The organism is Vibrio sp. OPT41 (assembly GCF_015163595.1).
Classification (GTDB): Bacteria; Pseudomonadota; Gammaproteobacteria; order Enterobacterales; family Vibrionaceae; genus Vibrio; species Vibrio alginolyticus.
Map to the genome: position 1 here is coordinate 98,256 of NZ_JADDYH010000074.1, position 24,883 is coordinate 123,138.

General features: G+C 46.5%; 16 protein-coding genes and 1 riboswitch. Of the genes, 10 read left to right on the forward strand and 6 right to left on the reverse strand.

Features of this window, described 5'->3' with window-relative positions; genetic code table 11:
* The coding region (gene argA / locus IQP38_RS26820) for an amino-acid N-acetyltransferase (protein ID WP_228010185.1) at positions 1-512 on the forward strand (512 nt) is incomplete at its 5' end.
* A 415-nt stretch (positions 513-927) separates the two neighbouring features.
* Positions 928-1,116 (forward strand): hypothetical protein, encoded by a 189-nt coding sequence (locus tag IQP38_RS24370; protein WP_011106047.1) that lies wholly within the window; start codon positions 928-930, stop codon positions 1,114-1,116.
* A gap of 34 nt (positions 1,117-1,150) precedes the next feature.
* Here IQP38_RS24370 and recD read toward each other — a convergent pair whose 3' ends face one another.
* The 3 genes from recD to recC form a co-directional block, all read right to left on the reverse strand.
* Positions 1,151-3,298, reverse strand: a complete 2,148-nt coding sequence (gene recD, locus IQP38_RS24375; protein ID WP_193838110.1) for an exodeoxyribonuclease V subunit alpha — start codon at positions 3,296-3,298, stop codon at positions 1,151-1,153.
* On the reverse strand, positions 3,298-6,972 hold the full coding sequence (gene recB / locus IQP38_RS24380) for an exodeoxyribonuclease V subunit beta (protein WP_193838129.1): 3,675 nt from the start codon (positions 6,970-6,972) through the stop codon (positions 3,298-3,300). The genes recD and recB overlap by 1 nt, the downstream gene beginning before the upstream one ends.
* 327 nt (positions 6,973-7,299) lie before the next feature.
* Positions 7,300-10,791, reverse strand: coding sequence for an exodeoxyribonuclease V subunit gamma (gene recC, locus IQP38_RS24385; RefSeq protein WP_193838111.1), 3,492 nt, complete (start codon positions 10,789-10,791; stop codon positions 7,300-7,302).
* Positions 10,792-11,043: 252 nt separating this feature from the next.
* Here recC and IQP38_RS24390 point away from each other — a divergent pair, with 252 nt between their 5' ends.
* A complete protein-coding gene (locus IQP38_RS24390) occupies positions 11,044-12,867 on the forward strand; it encodes a DUF3413 domain-containing protein (RefSeq protein WP_033905554.1) in 1,824 nt (607 codons plus the stop codon).
* Positions 12,868-12,942: 75 nt separating this feature from the next.
* Here the strand turns inward: IQP38_RS24390 and IQP38_RS24395 are convergent, their stop codons facing one another.
* Entirely contained in the window at positions 12,943-13,917 is a 975-nt protein-coding gene (locus IQP38_RS24395; protein WP_017636010.1) for a TDT family transporter, read from the reverse strand.
* A 109-nt stretch (positions 13,918-14,026) separates the two neighbouring features.
* Between IQP38_RS24395 and IQP38_RS24400 the strand changes: the two genes are divergently transcribed.
* The 5 genes from IQP38_RS24400 to dapD all read left to right on the forward strand — a co-directional run bounded on the left by IQP38_RS24400 (position 14,027) and on the right by dapD (position 18,927).
* Positions 14,027-14,953 (forward strand): LysR substrate-binding domain-containing protein, encoded by a 927-nt coding sequence (locus tag IQP38_RS24400; protein WP_017636009.1) that lies wholly within the window; start codon positions 14,027-14,029, stop codon positions 14,951-14,953.
* Positions 14,954-15,081: 128 nt separating this feature from the next.
* Complete coding sequence (locus tag IQP38_RS24405; RefSeq protein WP_005380208.1) at positions 15,082-15,381, forward strand: YebG family protein; 300 nt, start codon at positions 15,082-15,084, stop codon at positions 15,379-15,381.
* A gap of 156 nt (positions 15,382-15,537) precedes the next feature.
* A riboswitch (Fluoride riboswitch) is annotated at positions 15,538-15,613 on the forward strand.
* Between the two features lie 259 nt (positions 15,614-15,872).
* Complete coding sequence (locus tag IQP38_RS24410) at positions 15,873-16,565, forward strand: iron-sulfur cluster assembly scaffold protein (protein WP_193838112.1); 693 nt, start codon at positions 15,873-15,875, stop codon at positions 16,563-16,565.
* Positions 16,566-16,588: 23 nt separating this feature from the next.
* Positions 16,589-17,572 (forward strand): GGGtGRT protein, encoded by a 984-nt coding sequence (locus tag IQP38_RS24415; RefSeq protein WP_193838113.1) that lies wholly within the window; start codon positions 16,589-16,591, stop codon positions 17,570-17,572.
* Between the two features lie 323 nt (positions 17,573-17,895).
* A complete protein-coding gene (gene dapD, locus IQP38_RS24420) occupies positions 17,896-18,927 on the forward strand; it encodes a 2,3,4,5-tetrahydropyridine-2,6-dicarboxylate N-succinyltransferase (RefSeq protein ID WP_005391708.1) in 1,032 nt (343 codons plus the stop codon).
* 92 nt (positions 18,928-19,019) lie between these two features.
* Here the strand turns inward: dapD and glpQ are convergent, their stop codons facing one another.
* Positions 19,020-20,075: a glycerophosphodiester phosphodiesterase gene (gene glpQ, locus IQP38_RS24425; RefSeq protein WP_005380201.1), complete on the reverse strand. Its 1,056-nt coding sequence runs from the start codon at positions 20,073-20,075 to the stop codon at positions 19,020-19,022.
* 56 nt (positions 20,076-20,131) lie between these two features.
* A complete protein-coding gene (glpT, locus tag IQP38_RS24430) occupies positions 20,132-21,496 on the reverse strand; it encodes a glycerol-3-phosphate transporter (RefSeq protein WP_005380199.1) in 1,365 nt (454 codons plus the stop codon).
* Positions 21,497-22,392: 896 nt separating this feature from the next.
* On the opposite strand from glpT, the gene IQP38_RS24435 reads away from it, so the two are divergent.
* Positions 22,393-23,247, forward strand: a complete 855-nt coding sequence (locus tag IQP38_RS24435) for an MIP/aquaporin family protein (protein ID WP_005380195.1) — start codon at positions 22,393-22,395, stop codon at positions 23,245-23,247.
* A 59-nt stretch (positions 23,248-23,306) separates the two neighbouring features.
* On the forward strand, positions 23,307-24,824 hold the full coding sequence (glpK, locus tag IQP38_RS24440; RefSeq protein WP_005380193.1) for a glycerol kinase GlpK: 1,518 nt from the start codon (positions 23,307-23,309) through the stop codon (positions 24,822-24,824).
* Positions 24,825-24,883 lie beyond the last annotated feature (59 nt).

The window sequence follows — 24,883 nt, forward strand, 5'->3', positions numbered from 1 at the left end:
ATGGCGCCTTAATTCAGGAGTTGTTCTCTTTCGATGGCATCGGAACCCAAGTTGTTATGGCGAGTGCTGAACAAGTGAGGCAAGCTAATATTGACGATATTGGCGGTATCTTAGACCTCATTCGTCCTTTAGAAGAACAAGGTGTACTCGTTAGACGCTCTCGAGAGCAGCTAGAGCAAGAGATTGGAAAATTTACCATCATCGAAAAAGACGGCTTGATTATTGGCTGTGCTGCCCTTTATCCATACCCAGAAGAGCGCAAAGCTGAGATGGCTTGCGTAGCGATTCACCCTGACTATCGTGATGGAAACCGAGGTTTGTTACTGCTCAACTACATGAAACATCGTTCTAAATCCGAAACCATTGATCAGATTTTTGTCCTCACGACACATAGTTTGCATTGGTTTAGAGAGCAAGGTTTTTACGAAGTCAGTGTCGACTATTTGCCTGGAGCCAAACAAGGGTTATATAACTTCCAGCGTAAGTCAAAAATCTTAGCGTTAGATTTATAGCTTAACCTTAAATCAGGGAGCGAAACTTAACGTTCCGCTATACCAAAACCTCAAGGTGCGGGATTCAGCTCATTAACGCTCAACCCTGCACATCGAGCTTGTTTAGGAACGAGTTTGTTTAGGAGTAAGGCCACACATAAACCCTACTCCGGACTAGCGGGTCATCATGTAAACCCAACTTAGAAATGCGCAAACCATTGCTTGATTTTTGTTCCAATTTTATCTTTTAAATATACATTTGGTTGGCTATACTCTGCTCGCTAGTGATTGGTTTTTAACCAATACGAATGGATCTAGGTGATGTAATGTAGCCTTCACCCTAAAATACTGGGCAATTGAAAAACTAGTTAGCTCCGTATTGCACACCAAGGACAGTTGTTAATCTGACTTTCAATAAGCCGAGACGAGCACTGTTATGAGAACAATCATTTGTAATTCGCTTCAAAGTTTCTGGGATATGGCTGACAATCAGTTTTTAGAAGGCCTAGATGTTCACTGTGTTTTTCCGGTGAATGACGCCATTCGAGACTTTATCCTTACTTATCAACAGCAATACAAAATACGCAGCGTGTCTTTTACCGATGCCTTTGCACAACGTACATAAAAGAAGACCGAGCCATAAGCTCGGTCTTCTTGTTTTAGTTAGTAAGCCGATGTACTAATCCACTCGCGCGAGTAGTTTTCACCTTAATGCCTCGCTTCAGAACATTGAGTTCGGCGTAAAGAGCTAAACGCTTTTTCGCGCGGGTAATGCCTGTGTAAATCAACTCACGGGTTAATATCGGGCTAAAGTCTGGTGGCAAAATCATCAGGGTGTAATCAAATTCACTGCCTTGCGATTTATGGATGGTCATGGCGTAAGCCGTTTCATGTTCAGGTACTCGGCTTGGCAAGACCGATTTCACACTGCCGTCAGGTAACTCGAAAAAGACTTTCAAACGCGGTTCTTCTTCACTGTCATCTCGCATACAAATACCAATATCACCGTTATACAAACCTAAACCGTGATCATTACGCGTAACCATGACGGGTCTGCCGTGATACCAAATTTCATCCTGAACTTGAATGAACTTGCGCGCCGCGAGCGCTTTCTCGATGCGTTGGTTTAGCCCAGCCACACCGAAGTCACCTTCACGGATCGCGCACAGCAGTCGGCATTGGTTGAAGGTATCTAACACCGCTTTGGCTTTGTGCGTTAGCGACTCTGGCTCTCCGGTTTTAGGATCGATTTCTTGTTGTCCAATGCGTTTGAGGTAACGACCGTATTCCTGCACCAACGTCTGCATCATTTGGTTGTAATGCTGACTACTTAGGGCGAAATGTTCGATATCGGAAAAGTCACGCGCCCAGACATTATCTACGCTCGCAGCAGAACCGGAATTAACCGCTTTTGCCAACTGACCAATGCCTGAGCGAGCGTCAAATCGGTAGCTCTTTTGCAGCATACATAAGCTATCGGCAATGCTGGAGGCACTGTTCCCCGTATGGGCTAAAGTATCGAAACCCGTCAGTTTTGCGATGGCTGACGCCTGCTCTTTGCCATAACCCAATGCATGGAACGAACAGATATCACCCAACACAGCCCCTGCTTCAACTGAGGCAAGTTGGTCTTTATCACCTAACAAAATCAGCCGCGCATGCTTCGGTAAGGCATCGACCACTTTGTACATCATTGGTAAATCAACCATCGACGCTTCGTCGATAACTAAAATATCCAAATGCAGTGGGTTTTGCTTGTTGTGACGAAATTCTGCGCTATTAGGAATCGCGCCCAGCAACCTATGTAAGGTACTCGATTCAGTCGGAATTTTAGCTTTTAGCTCCGGAGAAACTGGCAGTTCTTGCACTGCTTTACCAATGGACTCGGTTAATCGCGCCGCCGCTTTCCCCGTCGGGGCCACCAGCTTGATGGTTAGATTTTTCTCGTGCGTCGCCTGTTCAATCAAAGCAGCAAGCAATTTGGTTACTGTCGTCGTTTTACCCGTACCTGGGCCACCAGAAATCACAGCAAATCGACGAGTTAACGCAACCGCCGCCGCGACTTTTTGCCAGTTCACACAAGCTGAGAGTGGCACGAGTTCATCCAGTGTTTGCAAATCTTGAACCTTGCGCGCATTGCTAAGCACGGCATCAATCGCGGGCCAATCCAGCGATTCGCTTGCGACCACGTCAAGGTGGTCACACACCAATTGCTGGCGCAACACTTGGTTGCTGCTTCCCACTTCTACTGCTTTGCCTAACGCGTTAAACAGAAAATGGTATTGGCGCGCAAATAGATGGTTGAGCAACTCGGATAATCGCGCTAACTCTTGCGGCTGCAAGTTCACTACAGCACCCAACTGATTAAGCTTTTCCGCCAGTGTCACTTCATAATGCCAATAGCGGTGCAGATACAGACGCTCGCCATCGAACATCAGCGGTAAGGCTTCTCCTTGCGCGCCGACCACGGTGGAATTTTTTAATACTTGAATCCAGTCTATGCCTTGCAACTGTGTGTTGAGCGCCAATGCCGACTCACCAAACAGCCCTAGCTTACTGGCTAAATCCGTAGATTGCCCTTGTGCATCGAACAGAGGCAGACAGATATGTCCTTTGCCGAGCTCACTACTGACAACACCCGCGATAAACGCCAATGCTTGGCTGTCCGACGATTCATCATGCGTTTGAGAATCAATAAAACAGGCGAATTGGTAGTCGAGCTGACGAATAGCGCCTTTGTGCGCCAAGCGTTCCAGCACTACCAATAGACTATCTTGGCCAGAATGAAGATTGTGATTTGTCGTCATTAAAGTAGCTCCATCTGCCCGGCTTGAGTTGAGCGCGCTTCAAGTGCTTGACCATCAATCAAACGATCCATCTCTTGTAAGAACTCGAAAGTTGGTTTTGCGGCGAAAATGCCGTGGTCACTCTGCCCATCCATACCGCGCAAGAACAAGTAATACACGCCACCGAAGTGATGATCATATTGATAATTCGCCAATCGGCTGCGTAGGAAACGATGCAGGGCTAACGCATAAATCTGGTACTGCAAATCGTAGCGGTGATCTGCCATCGCCGATTTCAGAGCCTCACCATGGTAGTGCGTCACATCGTCGCCAAGATGATTCGATTTCCAGTCAAGCACGTAGTATTTACCTTGATGTTCAAACACCAAGTCGATAAAACCTTTGAGCATGCCTTGCACGGTTTGGAAACCTAAATCCCCCGCTTTCGCCGACAACGGATCGTGACGTTGAATGACTCGGTTTAACGCCGGTGCAGACAACACTTCAATCGGCAGCAAAAATTCCATCTCCACCAAACGTTGCGACGGTGCTTTTTGATTCAGCAGCAAAGACTTACCATCCAACGGCGTTGCGAGTACGGTATCAATCAATTGCTGTAAAATGGGTAACCACTCTTCATCGAGCTGTTCGCTTTCCATCAAACCAAGGATGATTTGTGTATTCTCTTCCGTCGCGGCTGGCTGAGTAAATTCAATTTCCTCAAACAGGCTGTGCAGGAACGTACCCGGACGCGCACCACGAGGGAAGGTAAAAATAGAACGCTCTGGCTCCACCAAATCCGCTTCGTCTTGCTCTTCAGATGAGTCGATATCAAAACCTGTAATCTCAATCGTGGCATCATGCTCGGCGTGATGAGAGCCTTGCTTGACCAAGCCAGAATAACTGGTGATGCGCCAGTTTCTGTCGATAGGGTTTTGCAGTTCTTTCGCGCTAAGATCGTGTATTTCTTCTTGTGGCGCTACGTATTTCTCTTCGAGTTGCTGCGGCGGATCGGCTACAACGACACAATCAAGCTCGTCTTGTTGCTTTGTTAACCTTTGGTGCAAATCGTTAATGCCACCTTCTTGACCATTTTGAATCAAATAGCCAATTGCACTTCGGTGTACGCCGGTTGGCTCTTTGGTCGAACGACCATTGCGCAAAGGTGAGGCTCCAATAAAACACGCATACACAGCTCGCGTTAGTGCCACGTATATCAAGCGTAAGTCTTCCGCCAAACGCTCTTTATCCGCTTGCTTCATGGACGCATCGTTGCCAGTGATATCCAGTACCGTACGGTCATTGGCTGCATCGTAATATTTTGCTTCGCTGGCTTCTCGATAGCTGAACACAAACGGCAGAAATACAAGGTCATACTCCAAGCCTTTTGATTTGTGAATAGTTACGATCTGCACTAAGTTACGTTCCGATTCTAAACGTTGGATTTGGTCATCACTGCCACCCAAACCGTTTTCCGCATCACTGATAGACTGAGCGAGCCAACGCAGCAGACCGTGGTCGCTATCCAGTTCATTACTGGCTTGTTGAAGCAGTTCACCGATGTGCATTAAATCGGTAAGTACTCGCTCACCATTCTCACCCTGTGAACTCGCGCCTTCTTCTAGTAATCGCTCGGCAATATGGCGTTTGCTGATCACCGCGCGCAACATCGGTAGCACACCACGTTGAATCCAAAGTTTGCGATATTCTTTGAATTCGTTTACGGCGTTTTCCCACACCACTTCATCGTTATTAAGTGCATCCAAACTTGCTGCGTCGAGGGCAAACAGCTCAGAAGCAAGACTTGCACGCAGCGCACGGTCATTTTCTGGAGTCAGCACCGCTTGCAGCAAACGCTGTAAATCCTGCGCCACTGAACTGGTAAACACACTGTCTCGGTTAGACAGGTACACGCTGGCAATACCTTGGTCTGCTAGCGCTTGTTTGATCATTCGACCTTCGCTACCTGTTCGAACCAACACTGCGATATCGCCCGCTTGAACCGCTTTCTGTTTTTCGCCATTCACCAGACACGCTTGCCCCTGTTGAGCCTGCGTCAAAATAGTTTGGATTTGGCTTGCGGTCGCCTCTGCCATTCGAGTCAAATACTCGCCTTTTGGTAGCGGTTTATCATCCGCTTCTTGCAACCAATAAGTCAGCGCCGGTTGCTTTTGGCCACCCATAGTCCAAATGCGTTTTTCGGCATTGGGACTGTACTTAACGGGTAAGAACGGAATATCTGAATCATAGATAAATGGACTGTCTGGCAAAGCAAATACTTGGTTTACCGCCTGCACCATATCTGCGCTAGAACGCCAGTTGGTTCCTAACGTATAGTGGGCACTTACTTGGTTACGCGCTTTGATATAAGTGAAAATGTCTGCGCCACGAAAGCCATAAATCGCCTGCTTGGGGTCACCGATCATAAACAAACCACATTCCGGGTTGTTCAGATAAATACGGCTGAAAATACTGTATTGAAGCGGGTCGGTATCTTGGAACTCGTCAATCATTGCGACGGGATATAAAGTACGAATACGCGCCGCTAAAAGCTCGCTTTCGTCCGTATCGATAGAAGCAGAAAGTTGCGTCAGCAAATCATCGAAAGAGAGCCACTGTTTTTGATTTTTCGCGTTGGCCAGCATTGCACGACAATGCTCAATCGCATGAGCAAGCAGTGGCGCTTTTAAGCTGATTGGATTGGCAAGAAATGTTTCAATGGCTTCAAATACCGCATGCTGCGGCGCACTGCCTTTCGGTGTTTTTTCCAACAAGACGTTTTGCGCGAATTTCTCCAGCTTGTCTGGATAATCGTAACCTGTAGTTTCCGTTGCAGCCCAAGCGTTTACCGCCTCCAACCACGTCGGCAGAGACTTTTTGGTGTAGCTACGTTTGTTAATATCTGAATCTGAAATCAGCGTTAAGAAGTCATCTTGGCTTTCTCGCCACTGTGCTTTTAATTCATCAATTTTTTTCAAATTTTCAGTATGAAGATCAGCCAAACTGCCTTTCATTGCAGGAACAGAAAGGCTTAACGGCGCACCAGTTAAGTAATTGCTGATGTCAGACAACAACGCAGATGGAGAGCTCCATAGCTGGCGAATTTCCCCAGCCAAGGTAAATGGCAACGGGTAGAAATTGCGGCGCCAGTAATCGGCTACAACTTGCGCTTTTAGGTGACTTTCATCGGTCACAAACTCGTTGTTAAATCGGCTGCCAGATTCAAACGCATTTTGCGTTAGCATACGTTGGCAAAAACCGTGAATGGTGTAGACCGCCGCCTCGTCCATCTGACGCTCTGCCTGCAATAAAATTTCTGCGGCTTGCTTGTGATCGTCAAACTCATTAAGCAAAGGTTGGATCACCGGATCGGAACTCTGTCCACGCGCAAACGCGATTCGCGCATCATGGATTCTTGCCCTGATACGATCGCGTAATTCCGCAGTTGCCGCTTCGGTAAAGGTTACGACCAGAATTTGGTCGACCGTAAGCGGTACGCGATGTCGAGTTTCCGCGCTGCCGTGACCAAGCAAAAGACGCAGATATAAACCTGCAATAGTGAAGGTTTTACCTGTACCTGCTGATGCCTCGATTAACCTCGCACCGTGCAGAGGAAACGTCATCGGTTCTAGTGGCGTTGGTTGAGGCTGCTCTGTGCGGTCTAACGTATGTAGAGGGCACTCTGCACCTGACATTTGATCCATAACGCTGAATCTCTCCGGATTATTTACTAGGACGTATCACCTAATAAATGTGATCTATAGTTAAAAATTCTATTAATATGTTTAACAAGTTGGATAATTTAGAGCTTTGTGAGATCTTTCTCACGGTTATCCATAAGACGTACCGTTAGTATGCGCCCCACGAGATAAGCCAAACCTTTTTGGCGGCACAACTCAAATGAATTAAACAAAAGTATCATGGTCCCTCTGACCTTGTGGCCGTACAGCGAACGCCCTACAAAAAATAATGATTTTCTGGCGGCCACCCTACTCTTCCTTCTCTTTATCCAACTGTCTTTATTACGCTTTTACGTCATCAGCGTCTTGAACCGCTAAGCGCGCACCTTGCAAAACTAATGCTGTCAGCAAACGAACTTCTGAGGCCAACCCATCATTCCAAGCAGGCCAAATTCGAAAGATGTACGCATTATTGCCTTCGCCCGGGCTCATGAAACCATCATTGAATGCGTCAGCCATTTTCTTCAAAGATTTCTCTTCGTCATCGACCCACTGACCACGGCTAAAGCCCGCTTCAACACAAGCCAACGCCGTTTTAGGGAAATAAGGCAAAGGCTTAGTCATGCCTTCGAAGAACAAGCGAACTAATTCAGTCAGTAGCTGTTTGGCATACTGCGCATCGGCAATGTCTGGGTAGATCAAATGCAGCGCGCCTTCTTTACGATCGTAGCCAATCAGATGAGTTTTCTTGGCATAACCCGACGCCGACATGGCAAGGTGATCGATCCACGCAGCCAGGTAATCTTGCGCTCGAATCTTACCGCTTCGGTAGCGAATCAAACCGGATTGGTAGCATTGAGTCAGCCAACCAATCAGGCGAACGTTTTTCTCTTCGCCTTCATTTCGCTCAAACAAAGAGTCAAACGTCAGGTCGATTTCCAAATCGTCTTGAGGCGCACCAGATAAAAACGCCAGTTTGTCCACCAGCTCTTCCGCCTGAACTCGGTTGGTTTCAAACTCGATATCACCAAACGCCCCCACCGGCAGTTTGCCTTGCGCGCGCTGTTGACTCATAAAGTGTTTAAGCACCTCTGCTTTTTTCTCTGGCTGCGTCAATGTCGTTTCAAGTAAGGTTTCTAACAGCTCATCACGCATTTGATAGCTTTCCAAACCACCTAAAACAAAGGGTTCGTCGTCTTCCATCACCGGTAGTGGCGGTTCAAAGATTACTTTTAAACGACGATTGAAAAAATACTGCACAGGTAAGCGCCAGAAACGTTGCAACTCGACTAAGTCGAGCTCAAGTGGGAACGTCGCTCCTAACATATAGTCGTCTAATGCCCGATTAAAATCACGACGAACATAGCCTTGCGATTGACTACTTTGAGTCAATGCCGCTGGAATCCACTCTTTCGCGTAGCTGGCGTGCATGCCTTGGAACGCACTTGGGCTAAACGGCACCATAGCGTGGGCATTCACCAACGCATTTAATAAGTTGTCGCCAGACTCATCAACGGGCAACGCTTCATCACCACTTAAACAATAGTTTTGGTGGCAGTATTCCATCAGCTCAGAAACCAGAACCGAAGGTACTCGCTCGGTGTTGTCTTGGATTGAACGGCCAACATAACTGATGTAGAGCGTTTGCTGTGCAGACAACATCGCTTCGAGGAATAGGTAACGGTCATCATCTCGGCGCGAACGGTCGCCCGGCTTGGTTCTTCCCGTCATCAAGTCAAAACCTTCTGGCGGCATAGAACGCGGGTACACGCCGTCATTCATCCCCAGTAGACATACGGTTCTAAACGGAATAGAGCGCATCGGCATCAGGGTACAAAAGTTCACTTGACCAGCCAGGAAGCGCTGACTGACTCGTGTGCCAGATAATTTGTTTTGAAGATATTGGCTGATGATCGACGGCGATAACGCATCATCAAATGCGGCATCAGCTAATTGCTCTTTGAGTTGGCTGAGCGTATCGCGAATGGATTTGAGCGCCATTTCGCCCTCTAACTCAACTGAGAAGAAGTCATCCAGCAGTAAAACTAAAGTCTCTCGCCAACCATCAATAGTCTGAACATGAGAAAGTTTGCTGCGATAAGTGCTAATTTGTTGGATAAAGTGTGCCAACTTGCCCGCAAGCTCTGCACCCATGCCTTGCACTTCGTTGTACGGAGATAAACTGCCTTGCTCGGTTTCAAACAAACCTGCGGATTCTGGCATCGCGTAGCCAAGCAACATGCGTTGAATACCAAATTGCCATGTGTTTTGACGGGTTTCCGGCAGTTCAAATTCGCGTCCGGTATTGGCATCCAACCCCCAGCGAATTCCCGATTCTTCAACCCATTGTTTGGCTTGTAAGAAATCATCTTCGCTGAGTTCAAAACGCTTTAATATCGCCGGAGTTTCCAGAAGTTCGAGTAGTTCTGATGCCAAACAGCGCGTATTGGGTAAGTTCACCAACTGCATAAATGCGGCCAGAATTGGGCTCTCTTGATCGGCGGTTCGGTCAGAAATCGAATAGGGAATAAAACGCTCACCCGGTGCGTTACCAAAGACCGCCTGAATCGCAGGGCTGTAAGCGTTGATGTCCGCGACCATCACGATAATATCGCGCGGTTTTAACGTTGGGTCAGCATCGAACATCGCCAATAGTTGATCATGCAGCACTTCCACTTCACGCATCGGGCTGTGGCAAGCGTGCAGGCTGAGTGATTTATCACCCAAGCGAACCACTTGTTTGTGATGACTGTTTTCAATCTGTTGGTCATCTTGATGTTCTTCAAGATTGAGAATATCCGCTTGCAATTGATGGAGTAGACTGTCGCGCTCAACATCAACAAACGCTTCAATTTCATGAGACTCCAGCTGAGACAACAAATACATATTGTCGCGCCCGAGTTTACCCATGGATGCCAACAGACTGTTTCCGACCACATCGGTGTGCAGCTCATCGATCACATTATCTTCCAGTGATCCTTTCAGTTGCTCAGTTTCACCTTGCACTTCCGAGTGATCGTCCTGCCACACAACGTGCTGACGATGTTTCGCCGCCAAACGAGCCAGATATTTGCGATCTCGAACTTCACCCCAGTAATAACGACACGGGTTGGTGAACATCAGATGCACGTCGATGTGTTCACCAATTGCTTTTAGCGCATCCATATAGCGAGGCGGCAACGAAGAAATGCCAAAAACAAACAAACGCTTGGGTAAATGGTCAAAATTGCCGTTAAAACTCTCTAACGTGTCGATAAAGTGCTCATAAAGGTTGGCACGGTGATATGGAGACTGTCCTAATGACACAGTGTGATCATACAACGCTTGCCATAAGATCGGCTGCCACGGATGCTCATCTTCCAGCTCTGGCACACTCTGCCCTGCTTCCCAACTTGCGATCCACTCCGGACGATACACCAAGTAACCATCGAAAATATCGGCAATTTTCTCAGCCAGTTGATACAGCTTAGAGTGATCACTGTCATCTTTGAGGTACTGCGCTAACGGCGAAAACACGTCTTGGTTGAGAAGCCCCGGCAGCAGATGCATCAACTTCCAAGTCATCGCTTCTTTGTTAAACGCACTGCGTTTTGGCACGTCTGGCAACACCTGCGTAAACATTTCCCAAATGAAGGTAGCAGGAAGCGGAAAATCAATGTTCGCGGCAACACCAAACTCTTTGGCCAATTCCATTTTTAGCCACTGGGACATGCCCGGACTTTGAACCAGAATTTGTTCTTTTTCGAACGGGTTTTCCAGCGGACTGATTCGAATCAGTTCGACAAGGAGTGATTTAAGAACGTCAACTTGGTTGGAGTGATAAACAGTAAACAAATTGGGAATACCGAGCGCCGATTGAAACTGTTAGCTAGCTTAGCACAGCCCCATTTAAACCCGCAGTGATCTCGCGTTCGGAAAAAACAAAAGGTTATATATCACTCAAATAGAGTATGAATCTTCTGAATTTTCACATGTCAATCAAGTCTGACACTTCCATACAAAATGTGACATTCGTCGCAACTATTCCATAATAAAAAACACTGTTTTATACTCCCTCTACCCATAATTTATAAACAAACAAAAAGTATGTTTCGCAAACTGTCTTCCAACAGCGCTTGGCTGATTGCTTTTTTTGCTTGCTTTGCAGTGTACCTGTCGATCGCTTGTTATCCTTTTGTGTTGTCTAACAATCAGAATGAACCGCTAACCTTGTTGCAAGGTTACTATTTGGTTTCGACTCAATATGGCTGGCTGGGCTTGATCGCTCTTCCATTTATGTTGTTGAGTTTATTGCTCTCTTTTCTACCGACTCGAGTATTCAAAGGCATCGTGATCGCTATCGCGATCTGTCTATTGATTATGTTTAAAGTCGATATTCTCGTTTTTCAGCAATACAAACTTCACATCAACGCTCTATTAATCCGTATGTTTTTCGAAGGTGGTGATGATGTCTTCGATATTTCGTGGATGAGTTGGCTAATCTTCATCAGTGAAATTGCCGTTCTGGTGATCGGGCTCGCTTGTACCGTTTGGGTAAGTAATCAACTGGCACAAAGCCGAGCTAAGTTCGTTTTGATCAGCGTCTGGTTTGCTGTATTGCTTAGCACGCAGATGATTCATGCGTACAAAAACGCACTTTACGACGATGAAGTCAGTCAGTTTTCGAATAACTGGCCACTTTACTACCCGCTGACGGCTCGTAAATTTATTTACAAACACGACCTAGTGGATGAGAACATTGCATCGAAGAACCGCGTAGAGTTAACCAACATTGAACGTAGCTCACTCAACTACCCGCTTGCGCCGATTCAAGTGCAAAGCAAAGAGAAACAGCCCAATGTTTTGTTTATCTTGGTTGACGCGTGGCGCTACAGTGATGCGACGCCGGAAGTCATGCCAAATGTCAGCAAGTTCGCCGAAAAAACGGTGAATTTCACACAACATATGAGCGGCGGCAACTCAACTCAAGCGGGTATTTTCAGCCTGTTTTACAGCTTGCCAGCGACCTACTGGGAAAGCTTTTACGCAAGTCAACGCTCTCCTGTGTTTATGGATACGCTGCAAGCAGAAGGCTACCGCATGGGCATTTTTGGCTCAGCACCGCTCACCAGCCCGCCACTTTCTCGCACGGTATTCAAAAAAGTGTCGGACTTGACCCTGAAACAAACTGGAGAAACAACTGTCGAGCGCGATCAGCAGATAACAGACAAGTTCATCGAGTTCCAAAAGCAGGACAGCGACAAGCCGTACTTTGGTTTTCTGTTCTACGATGCCGCCCACGGCACGGTGTTTCCTGAACCTGAATTTGCGAAATTCAAACCATACTGGGAACGCGTTGACCACATTTTGCTCAACAACGATTTTGACGCTTCGCTTTACCACAATCGATACAAGAACTCGTTGTACTACATCGACAGCTTGATTGGTGATGTGCTGAAAAATGTCGACTTAGACAACACCATTGTGGTGATTTCATCAGATCATGGTGAAGAGTTTAACGACCATAAGATGAACTATTGGGGCCACACGGGTAACTACAGTGACGTTCAAGTACATGTGCCTCTTTACGTGTACATGCCAAATCGTCAGCCAGAGCAAGTTGATTACCGCACGACCCATTTTGACGTCGTGCCAACCATGATGAATACGCTGTTTGACGTTCAAGGCACAACGAGTTCATACAGCGTTGGTCATAACTTGTTTGATAGCTCTGCCTCTCGCGATTGGTATATTGCAGGCAGCTACTACAACTATGCATTGGTCGGCAAAGAACTGATGCTTGTGGTCAACCCTGGCGGGCACTCTCAGCAACTGAATCGCCAGTTAAAAGTCGAGAAAGAACAGAAAATTCCTGTCGATATCATTCGTCATTCTCTGGATGAGATGTCGCGATTTTACAAAAAAGGCTAGTGTCCAACATCGACGCCGATTGAAATAAAAAAGCCTCTTGGTTGTAAGACCAAGAGGCTTTTTCCTATCTGCTATTTAAGCGTGATGAGCGTGCATCAAGCGTGGCTGAATCAATAAGTTGTTGATGTATTGTAAAGCCACATAAGAGACAACAAATGTTGCCACAATCAACTCAAGACCAGCTAAGCCTCGCACTTGTTGAACATAGTGCGCAGCCAATCCTTGCAACTCCATCCAATTCGCCATTTTAAACAGCGCCGTCGCACCGATCACCATCGGGAAGGTAAACGCTGCATAGCCTGGGCTAAATGGCAGTCTAAGCAATTTAAAGAACGCGAGATATATGATGGCTGTCATCAATACCGCGATACCAAATAGCATAGCGATGATCACTGGTGATGGTGTCGCAGTGACCGTTAAGTACCCTGCCAATGATAGACTTGCTGGCGCCGCCATAATTGCCATGGTTGGTTTTGCTGCATCCGGAATTTCATGGGTAAACATGAAACGGTAAATCATCATCGGCAACATGATCGCGTACGCCACCATACCAAACATCAATGCACCTTGTGCCACTGGTGCTAACATAGGGTTGCCAGAGAAAGACACATCCGCAACGATGATACCCACAGGCGGTACAAACCAACTAGGAACCATGTGGTGCAATTCAAAATCTTTGGCGCGATGGTAAACAAAGCTCACCAAGAATACGATGTGCAAAACCACCGCAATCAGCCAAAGCGCATCGCCAGCTAATGGGTAAAAATGGCCGAGAGAGTTCGATACCACCATAGTGCCCATCGCAAATGTCGGAACCACGCTGCCCACAACCGGATGAGCAAGATCTTGTCTCAATAGATGATTATGTAGCAAAAACTTGGTTGCCAATATAGCCAACAATATGCTCGCGATACCCGCACTAATCCACTGTCCGTAGCCATGTAATTCGGCGAAGTTTTCCCAACTCCAGCCCAAGCTTGCAATACCAAGAGCCAAACCCGCCATTGGAGTTGGCGCTCCCATTACTTTTGCTTTTGTTCTTTGAATCATGATGACCTCAACCAGACTCACTCTTGATGAGACGTATAATACGCTTGCACTTCGTTCCGATATATCTAATTATTTAAAACAAACGTTCAGAATTACTTAACGGCGGGGTATGGCAAGTCACATTTCTCTTAAACAACTGAAAGTGTTTACGACGATCACGCAGCACAAAACGCTCACAGCGGCTTCTGATAGTCTCTTTTTATCGAAAGCCGCAGTGAGCATGGCACTCTCAGAATTAGAAAAGCAGATCGGCCATCACTTATTTGATCGTGTTAATAACCGACTGATTTTGAACCAAGAAGGTCAAAAACTACTGCCACTGGCGGATGAATTACTCAACCGAGCCAAGGACATCGAGAGCATTTTCGATGGTGACCAAGCGCTATCGGGCCAACTTCGCATTGGTGCCAGCGACACCATTGGCAACCAAGTCGCGCCCTATTTGCTTAGCGAATTTCGTCAGCAAACGAACCATCGTTCTCAAAGTCTGTTCATTTCTAACTCCGCACAAATCTGCGACATGCTGACCGATTACGAGTTAGACATAGCCCTCATTGAAGGCAAAACACTTCACCCTGAATTGCAGTCTACCCAGTTTAGCGAAGATGAAATGTGCGTGATTTGCGCGCCCAATTCCCCAGCCGCGCACGAAGGGCCAGTAAACTTAACCGAGCTAGAAAACAGTGAATGGATATTGCGAGAGGCAGGCTCTGGTTCACGCGAATTTTTTATGCGCGTTGTCGCGCCGCGCTTGGAACATTGGCATGAAGCTTTTCAGCTCAATACCACCGAAGCGTTGATCAACTCAGTATCGGCAGGGTTAGGCTTGGGCTGTTTGTCACGTTTGTCTGCAGAACCTGCTATTCGTGACGGCCGCGTAAAACTGCTCGACATGCCTTTAGATATGAAACGTCGCTTCTGGTTACTGGTTCATAAAGAGAAATATCAAAGCCCATTGCTCAAAACGTTTATCGAATTTTGCCAAGATTGGGAGCGACCAACAAACCTTCCTTTGGCGGACAAATCCGCAAAGTGAAACCAAGATAGTTTAAATGCTAGTCAGTTAGTTGTACGTGTCTCTCATTCTGAGGCTTGTCGCTAGACTTGATTGGTCAAAAACTGTATAAAAAGCCAGTATCAATACACCAAATTAGGGGACCAACCATGGCTGTAATCGTCAAGTACGTGGTAGAACGCAATGGAGAAGAGAAAATGACTTTTACCTCTAAAGCGGAAGCTGACGCATACGACAAAATGCTGGATATGGCAGACGAGTTATTCTCACTGCTGGGTAAAAGTGAACTTCTAGAAGACGAAGGTAAGCAAGAAGATCTTGCAATGTTCCTTGCGCAAAACAAAGAAGAAGTGCTTTACGCTCTTGGTGCAAAACGTAAACCTGCACCAAAAAAAGCAAAGAAGCTTGAAGCTGTTGAAGAAGATAGCGAGCAAGAAGACGCTGCATAAGCCTCTTATTTGTTTAGAAAAAACGTCGCATTATGCGGCGTTTTTTTATTCCTTCCGTTTATCTCCATATATCTCTGAGAATATAAAGAACCGATTTAATATCCCAAATTGCTCTAAATTTCATGTTGCGGATTAGTGTGACTTAGATCTAGTCTAAATGGGTCCGGTGATGGGGTGCCACCGGAATCGAAAGATTCGAACCGCTGTTAAAGCTAATGACTCCTACAGAAACGAAAACAGGTCAGCCCTGTTGGAAGTGCTTTCGCTTATGTTGTGAAAGCGAGAGTTCTGTAGTGAGCAATTCAACTCTTCTCCAACCCCGCACCTGTTTTCTCAAAAATTAAAAAGATATCCAAAATAGTTGTTAACTCAACAAGGCGACAAACGCATGAACCTCCTGAACATAGTTTTCTATTTGATGGAGCGAATAAGAGCAGTCAACGCCGTTGGGACTGACAAATAGGCTGGATATCGTACACTGGGAAAACATTATGCAATATTCACACGAAATCCAATCAATGTGCCCGATTCAACGCGGCGAGCTTCATGCATCTGCACCGATCCCTGTTGAAGGCGCAATGATCAATCCAAAAGACGTTATCGCGATTTCTGGTCTTAGCCACGGAGTTGGCGCTTGTGCTCCTCAACAAGGCGCAGCAAAACTGACCCTTAACGTCAAAAACGGCATCATCGAAGAAGCTTTGATCGAAACGATCGGCTGTTCAGGCATGACTCAATCAGCCGCGATGGCCGCAGAAATCCTAACAGGCAAAACCATTCTTGAAGCACTGAATACCGATTTGGTATGTGATGCTATCAACGTCGCGATGCGCGAAATCTTCCTTCAATTTGTTTACGGTCGTACTCAATCTGCTTTCTCTGAAGGCGGCTTGGAAATTGGTGCGGCACTGGAAGACCTCGGTCAAACTCAACGCAGCCAAGTGGGTACTAGCTACTCAACCAAAGCAAAAGGCGTGCGTTACATGGAATTGGCTGAAGGTTACGTAACAAAACTCGCACTAGACGAAAACAAAGAAGTGATTGGTTACCAATATCTCAACCTAGGCAAGATGATGAAAGCCATCAACGAAGGCGTATCTGCAGCAGAAGCCGCAGACAAAGCAACGGGGACTTACGGTCGTTTTGACGAAGCCGTATCTACCATCAACCCACGCCAACAATAATTGCCACCAAGAGGAAAGAGATTATGAACACTCCAATTACTGAATCTGTACGTCGCACATTAGACGAAATGCAACTTTCTTCTCTGGAAGAGGCTTACCAATACTGTATGGATCGTGGTATCGACCCTAAAGCGCTGGTGATGGACACTCAACCTATCGCGTTTGAAAGCGCTGCCGATGCCTACACACTGGGTACTGCTTTGGCGATTTTCCGCGGTGCAAAAACAGCAGAAGAAGCTGCAAACATCATCGGTGAAGGCCTTCAAGCCTGCACAAAACCTGGCAGCGTCGCAGAGCAACGCCAAGTGGGTATCGGTCACGGTGCATTGGCGGCTCGTCTACTGAATGAAGAAAGTGGCTGTTTCGCTTTCCTTACCGGTCATGAGTCATTCGCAGCGGCAGAAGGCGCAATCAAAATCGCATTGAACGTCAACAAATCACGCAAAAATCCGTTGAAAGTGATCCTGAACGGTTTGGGTAAAGACGCCGCTTACCTAATCTCACGCATCAATGGTTTCACTTACGTACGTACTCAATACAACTACCAAACTGGTGAGTTAGTGGAAGTAGAACGTCGCCGTTTCTCCCAAGGTCCACGTGGTGAGATCCTTTGCTACGGTGCAGACGATGTGCGTGAAGGCGTGGCTATCATGCATAAAGAACAAGTGGATGTGAGCATCACAGGTAACTCAACCAACCCGACTCGCTTCCAACACCCTGTAGCAGGTATCTACAAAGCGGAACGTAACCGTGAAGGCATGCCTTACTTCTCTGTGGCATCAGGTGGTGGTACTGGTCGTACTCTACACCCGGATAATGTGGCGGCAGGTCCTGCATCCTACGGTATGACCGATACCATGGGTCGCATGCACGCCGATGCGCAATTCGCGGGTAGCTCTTCAGTACCTGCACACGTAGCAATGATGGGCTTCATCGGTATGGGCAATAATCCAATGGTAGGGGCAACGGTTGCACTTGCAGTAGAGGTCGGCGAGCTAAGCCTCTAAGTCGATTTATCGCTTTACTATCCAAAGCCAGTAAATCCAACAAACCCAGTGTAGGGGGAGTGACTTCGGTCCTCCCCTTATTTTTGCTATACCCCCTTCTCCAACTTCACTGTGTCTTTACCCCAAACCGGTCTGAGAAGGCTTTTGCGACACATTTCTCATCAGACAAACATATCTCTAAAAAGACAAAAAGTATCCATCTACAGACTTTATCTATTTCCCCTCTTTAAACTCCCTAATACTCTCTTTATGATGACTGACAACTTAATTATTTCTTGTCAGTGAACAGACGAGACACAAGACTCAACACATGGAGATCAACTATGGCTTTCTTCTCTCTAGCCTTTGGTACGGCAACTAAAAACCGCGACGGCAAAATCATCGAAGCGTTTTTCCCAAACCCAGTTCTTAACCCAAGCGAAGCGCTTGTTAACGCACTAGCAGCAGTAGCAGGTTACGAGCAAGGCAACCAAGCTATCGAGATCTCTGCAGCACAAAGCGCAGAACTGGCAGCAGCATTTGAAGCAAACGGCGATGCGGCAAACGCATCTTTCGCAGCAAAAGCAGCAGAATCAGCACAACCACTTGTACTGGTTATCCTTGCAACTGACGAACAACCACAAAGCGTTGCTGAAGGCTTCCTAAAGCTTCAACTTATCTCTAACCGCCTAGTTCAACCACACGGCACGGTACTAGACGGCATCTTCGGTCTACTGCACAACATCGCATGGACTAACGAAGGTCCAATCGATCTACCTGAACTAGCAGAGCGTCAAATTGAAGCTCGCCTAGCGGGTCGTGCACTAAGCGTAGATTGCGTAGACAAGTTCCCTAAAATGGTGGACTACGTGGTACCAACTGGCGTTCGTATCGCTGATACTTCTCGCGTACGTCTTGGCGCACACGTTGGCGAAGGCACAACAGTAATGCACGAAGGCTTCATCAACTTCAACGCGGGTACAACAGGCGTAAGCATGGTTGAAGGTCGTATCTCTGCTGGCGTAGTGGTTGGTAACGGCTCTGACATCGGCGGCGGCGCATCTATCATGGGTACGCTATCTGGCGGCGGTAAAGTTGTGGTTTCTATCGGTGAAAACTCTCTACTAGGCGCGAACGCAGGTCTTGGTTTCCCAATGGGTGACCGTTGTACTATCGAATCAGGTCTGTACGTAACTGCTGGTTCTAAAGTGCGCATGCTAGATTCTGCTGGTCAAGAAGTCGAAGTGGTGAAAGCCCGCGATCTTGCTGGTGTTTCTGACCTACTGTTCCGTCGTAACTCTGTAACAGGTCAAATCGAATGTCTTGCTAACAAGAGCGCGGTTGAACTGAACAGCGAACTGCATAAAAACAACTAATTCATTCGTGAATTAGCCCTACGAAAAATCCCCCAGCAGGAAACTGTTGGGGGATTTTTTAGCTTAAAGCAAAATGCGTGAGTGAGTGCTGATTACTGATTTAAAAAGCTGACCGCTTTATCTGGGAAATCAGTAAACAAACCATCCACTTTTACTTGGTTATAGTACACATCCATCATGCCTTCAAAGCTGTCAGTGTACGCGGGAATGCGTCCTGGATCGGCGCGGAACGTGTATGGATGCACTTGCAAGCCAGCGTCTTTTGCAGCCTTCATCAACGGCTTGATGATGATATTGTCTTTAGTTGACTTATCATCCACCAGCATCGGCTTCCAAGGTCCAATTCCTTCCGCGTAACTCGCTACTTTCTTCATTCCGTCGGCTTCGAACATCCAGTCATAACTGTATGGTGTTGCCTTGTCGCCTTTGTACACCATAGTTTCGTTCCAGTCCGTGTAAGCCATAAGCTGAACGAGCTTTAAGTCCATGTCCATTGCAGGCATAAGTTCACTGTTGATGCGTTGAAGTTCATTCGCATCAAAACACTGAAGGTAGACTTTGTCGTCTTGAGAGCCGTAACCGTACTGCTTCAAGACTTTAAGTACTGCTTTAGAAATGTCCTTACCTTCATGACGATGGAACCAAGGCGCTTTAATTTCTGGGTAAATACCGATGTCATAACCCAGCGTTTTGTTTAAGCCTTGGATCAGCTCAATCTCTTCAGCAAACGTCGGCACGGTGAAATCAGATTTCCACATAGGGAATCGGGTTGGATAGCCCGCTACTTTGTTGCCTTTCTCATCGATGTTGAACCCTTCGGTAACTCGCAAGGATTTGATTTCCGCCAGAGTGAAATCAATCGCGTAATAACGACCATCTTTACGTGCACGATCAGGAAAACGCTCCGCAACATCCGTTACGCGATCGAGATAATGGTCATGCAACACGACCAACTGGTCGTCTTTCGTCATTACCACATCTTGCTCTATGTAGTCAGGTTTCATTGCGTAAGCAAGTGCTTTGGCTTCTAGCGTGTGCTCAGGCAAGTAGCCCGATGCGCCACGGTGCGCAATGACAAGCGGCTTCGCAATCGCACCAGCAGAGAGGCTAAGTGCTAAAAAAGTAAGACATACTGACTTTGTTTTCATTGTTATTTCCTTGATAAAGCGAAGAGGCAGTATTCCACTGCCTCTTTAAATAAATATTACGCTAGCGCTTCCTTCTCGCGCTCTTTTTGCTCGTGGTGCGCACGTTCACCTAAGAAGGCGTACATCAAACACACGATAGAAGTAATACAAGAACCCACTAAGATGATAAAGCCACCATCCCAGCCAAAGTGGTCTACGGTGTAGCCCAAAATCGCGTTTGCGGCAACTGCCCCACCCAGGTATCCAAACAAACCAGTAAGACCAGCGGCAGTACCTGCGGCTTTCTTCGGAGCGAGTTCAAGTGCGTACAAACCGATCAGCATAACCGGACCATAGATTAGGAAGCCAATTGCAATAAGCGCCATCATATCTACTGTTGGGTTGCCCGCAGGGTTAAACCAATAAACCATCACTGCAACTGTCACTAGCACCATAAATAAGATACCAGCAGGTGCACGACGACCTTTGAACAATTTGTCAGAGATCCAACCACACAATAGTGTTCCTGGAATGCCAGCCCATTCGTACAAGAAATAAGCCCATGACGATTTATCTACCGAGAAATCCTTCGCTTCTTTTAGGTAAACAGGTGCCCAGTCCAGTACGCCGTAACGAATTAGGTAAACAAATGCGTTTGCAATTGCAATCGACCAAAGAAGTTTGTTGTTGAAGACGTATTTGAAGAAGATTTCCTTCGCTGTCATTTCTTGTTCATGGGACTTGTCATAGTCATCTGGGTAATCGTCTTTGTATTCTTCAATAGGAGGCAGACCACAAGACTGAGGGGTATCGCGAACCGTCATCCAAACAAACACAGCAACCAACGTGGCGAAAAATGCAGGAACATAAAATGCAGTGCGCCAATCATCGTTAAATGCCCACAGGCCAAGAATAAATAGTGGACCAATCAAGCCACCACCCACGTTGTGCGCCACGTTCCAAACCGAAACGATCTCACCACGCTCTTTACGTGACCACCAGTGCACCATGGTTCGGCCACAAGCAGGCCACCCCATCCCTTGGAACCAACCGTTTAAGAAAAGCAAAATGAACATCGCAGTGACGCTACCAGTCGCCCATGGCATAAAGCCAAAGCAAAACATCACTAATGCAGACATCAATAGGCCGCCACTAAGGAAATAGCGAGGGTTGGAGCGGTCTGAAACGCTGCCCATTAGAAACTTAGAGAGACCATATGCAATGGAAACAGCTGCCAAGGCGACACCTAAGTCTCCGCGGCTAAAGCCTTGCTCGATAAGATAAGGCATCGCCAAACTGAAGTTTTTACGAACTAGATAGTAACCGGCGTAGCCAACAAAGATACCGATAAAGAGTTGCCAACGGAGGCGAGAGTAGGTGCTATCGATGCTGCCAGGGGACAGACGATCAATGTGCGCCTTAGGTTTGAATATTCCAAACATAGGAACCTCATTATTTTGTATGCGATGGTAAAACACAAAAGGAGCGAACGAAACAAAATAAATATTCGTTCGAAAGTTCATGAATTGTATGGAGTTAGGATTTTATTTCTGTGACAAATGTTGCACATGGATTAAATATAAGTAAATACAGTAAATTATATGAGCATTAATTAGATCATCGTTCAACTTTACTCAAGATTCGTTAATATGAAACTGATGTTCAAACCTCTCACTTGAGCATTCCAATTCGAAACCTTTGAAACAAAGGCTCGAATTAGAACATAAACTAACCGTAAAAAGGGCGATTTACGCCTGCCCTACTCGCTCCGAACCAACTAATAACTAAAAAGCTGAAAAACGATCACGTTTAGCATCAAACGAAATAAAAAAAACAATTTTTTATTTGAATACAAGCCGAAGCAATGATTCACAAACACAAGACATTAACAGCGTTTATTCTCTTATCAACTCATCCTATTGGTACCAATGGGATGACGATTTTTTCTAAAAGTCCAAACATGACAGCGTATTTTTTATATCACTGCTATCCCTTGATACATTTGACATTCCGCTACTCCTTTAGGGTTAATTGCTACACAAGTTCTGTGTAATAAATCTCCAAGCACGTAGCAGCTTCACAAAACTCCTCTTACCAGTTGTGCATTCTTTTTCACATCGGTAATTTGAGCGCTCTCAACACTGGCCTCGTGACAAATAAATTATTTTCGTTGTGTTCTTTTCCGGTTAAAAGATGCGCCATTTAACAAAAACGAAGACTTTGATTAACAAATTTATGCTCAAACGCTCATTTTTAACGCTCGTTTGTTTTCGCAAACGTTTATATATGCACAATAGTATCGTGCTAGACAGGCAAAAATGATCAAAGGACTTTTAACATGACAACGAACAAACACCCCTCTCTGCTTGGAGAATGTTTGGCCGAGTTTATCGGTACAGGACTACTTATTTTCTTCGGCGTAGGCTGTGTTGCAGCCTTAGTTCTAACAGGCGCATCATTTGGACAATGGGAAATCAGTATTGTATGGGGCTTCGGTGTCGCCATCGCTATTTACTGTACGGCTGGCGTCTCTGGTGCACACATCAACCCTGCCGTTACCATCGCACTTGCTATGTTCCATGGTTTTGATAAGGCGAAAGTGGTGCCATACATTATCGCTCAAATGCTTGGGGCATTCTGTTCTGCTGCATTGGTATACAGCTTATACAGCAACCTTTTCACCGACTACGAAATCGCTCATAACTTCGTTCGCAGCAGCCAAGATGCACTAGCAACTGCTGGTATCTTCTCAACCTATCCGCATGCCTCCCTCTCTTTCTTTGGTGCTTTTGCTGTGGAATTCGTTATCACTGCTGTGCTGATGTTTGCGATTCTGGCTCTGGGCGATGAAAATAACGGCGCAGCACGTGGCGCAATGAACCCTCTATTGATCGGTATTTTGATTGCCGTCATCGGTGGTTCACTTGGCCCACTAACAGGCTTTGCGATGAACCCAGCTCGTGACTTTGGACCGAAGCTGTTCGCTTACTTCGCAGGTTGGGATTACGCTCTGACAGGTGCTAAAGACATTCCTTACTTTATCGTGCCTTTACTTGCTCCGATTGCAGGTGCATGTTTTGGAGGTTGGTTGTATCCAAAAGCGATTGCCGCTTACCTTCCACAACAAGGTCACGGTTGCACGATTCCAAACCAATGTGAGACGGAAGAAGAAACAGAAGAAGCTAGAGCTTAAAACTGACGTAACTCGAACATTTACTAAAATATAAATAACGAAACAAAAGGATTCTTACCATGACTGAGCAAAAATACATTGTTGCCCTAGACCAAGGTACAACAAGCTCTCGCGCAGTGATTCTTGATCATGATGCGAACATCGTAAGCGTCGCGCAACGCGAATTTACTCAGATTTATCCAGAAGCTGGTTGGGTTGAACATGATCCAATGGAGATCTGGGCAACACAAAGCTCTACCTTAGTAGAAGCTCTAGCTAAGTCTGGCATCCGTAGCGACCAATTAGCGGCTATCGGTATTACTAACCAGCGTGAAACGACCATCGTCTGGAATAAAGAAACAGGTAAACCCGTTTACAATGCGATCGTATGGCAATGTCGCCGTACTGCTGATATCTGTGAAGATTTAAAAGCACGCGGTCTCGAAAACTATGTACGTGACAACACTGGTTTGGTGCTTGACCCTTACTTCTCAGGTACCAAAGTTAAATGGATTCTGGACAATGTTGAAGGTGCACGAGAAGACGCAGAAGCAGGCAAGCTTTTGTTTGGTACTGTCGATACTTGGTTAGTTTGGAAGATGACTCAAGGTCGCGTTCACGTAACCGACTACACTAACGCATCGCGTACCATGCTGTTTAACATCAACGATCTATGTTGGGATCAAAAAATGTTAGATGAGCTTGGCATCCCAGCATCTATGATGCCAGAAGTGAAGCGCTCATCGGAAATTTACGGTAAAACCAACATCGGTGGTAAAGGCGGTACTCGTATTCCTATTTCTGGAATAGCAGGTGACCAACAAGCGGCGCTTTACGGCCAAATGTGTGTTGAAGCGGGTCAAGCGAAAAACACTTACGGTACGGGTTGTTTCTTGCTAATGAATACGGGCCAAGAAAAAGTCACTTCGACACATGGTCTTCTAACAACTTTGGCTTGTGGTCCTGCAGGCGAACCAGCTTATGCACTTGAAGGCGCCGTATTCATGGGTGGAGCTTCTATCCAATGGCTACGCGATGAATTGAAAATCCTAAACGGTGCAGAAGACTCTGAATACTTCGCGACAAAAGTGGATACATCAAACGGCGTTTATGTCGTGCCTGCATTTACTGGTTTAGGCGCTCCATACTGGGATGCCTACGCACGTGGCACGATTGTCGGCCTTACTCGCGGCGTGAATTCAAACCATATCATCCGTGCAACATTGGAAGGCATCGCTTATCAAACTCGTGACGTACTGGATGCGATGCAAGCTGACTCAGGCATTAAGCTTGCGAACCTTCGCGTCGATGGTGGTGCAGTAGCGAACAACTTCCTCATGCAATTCCAATCCGATGTATTGAACACAGAAGTACACCGCCCTCAAGTAACTGAGGTTACCGCTCTTGGTGCAGCCTACCTTGCCGGCCTTGCCGTTGGTTACTGGGATAGCATTGATGAGTTGCAGAATAAAGCGGTACTTGATCGCACCTTTGAGCCACACGATGATGAAGAAAAACGCAATCGTCGTTACAAGGGCTGGAAACGTGCAGTGAAATGTGCACAAACCTGGTCTGAACTTCACGACGAAGAAGATTAATCTCATCTCCATAAGAAAAAAAGAGCGCCATTTGTGCGCTCTTTTTGCGCTTTATCCCC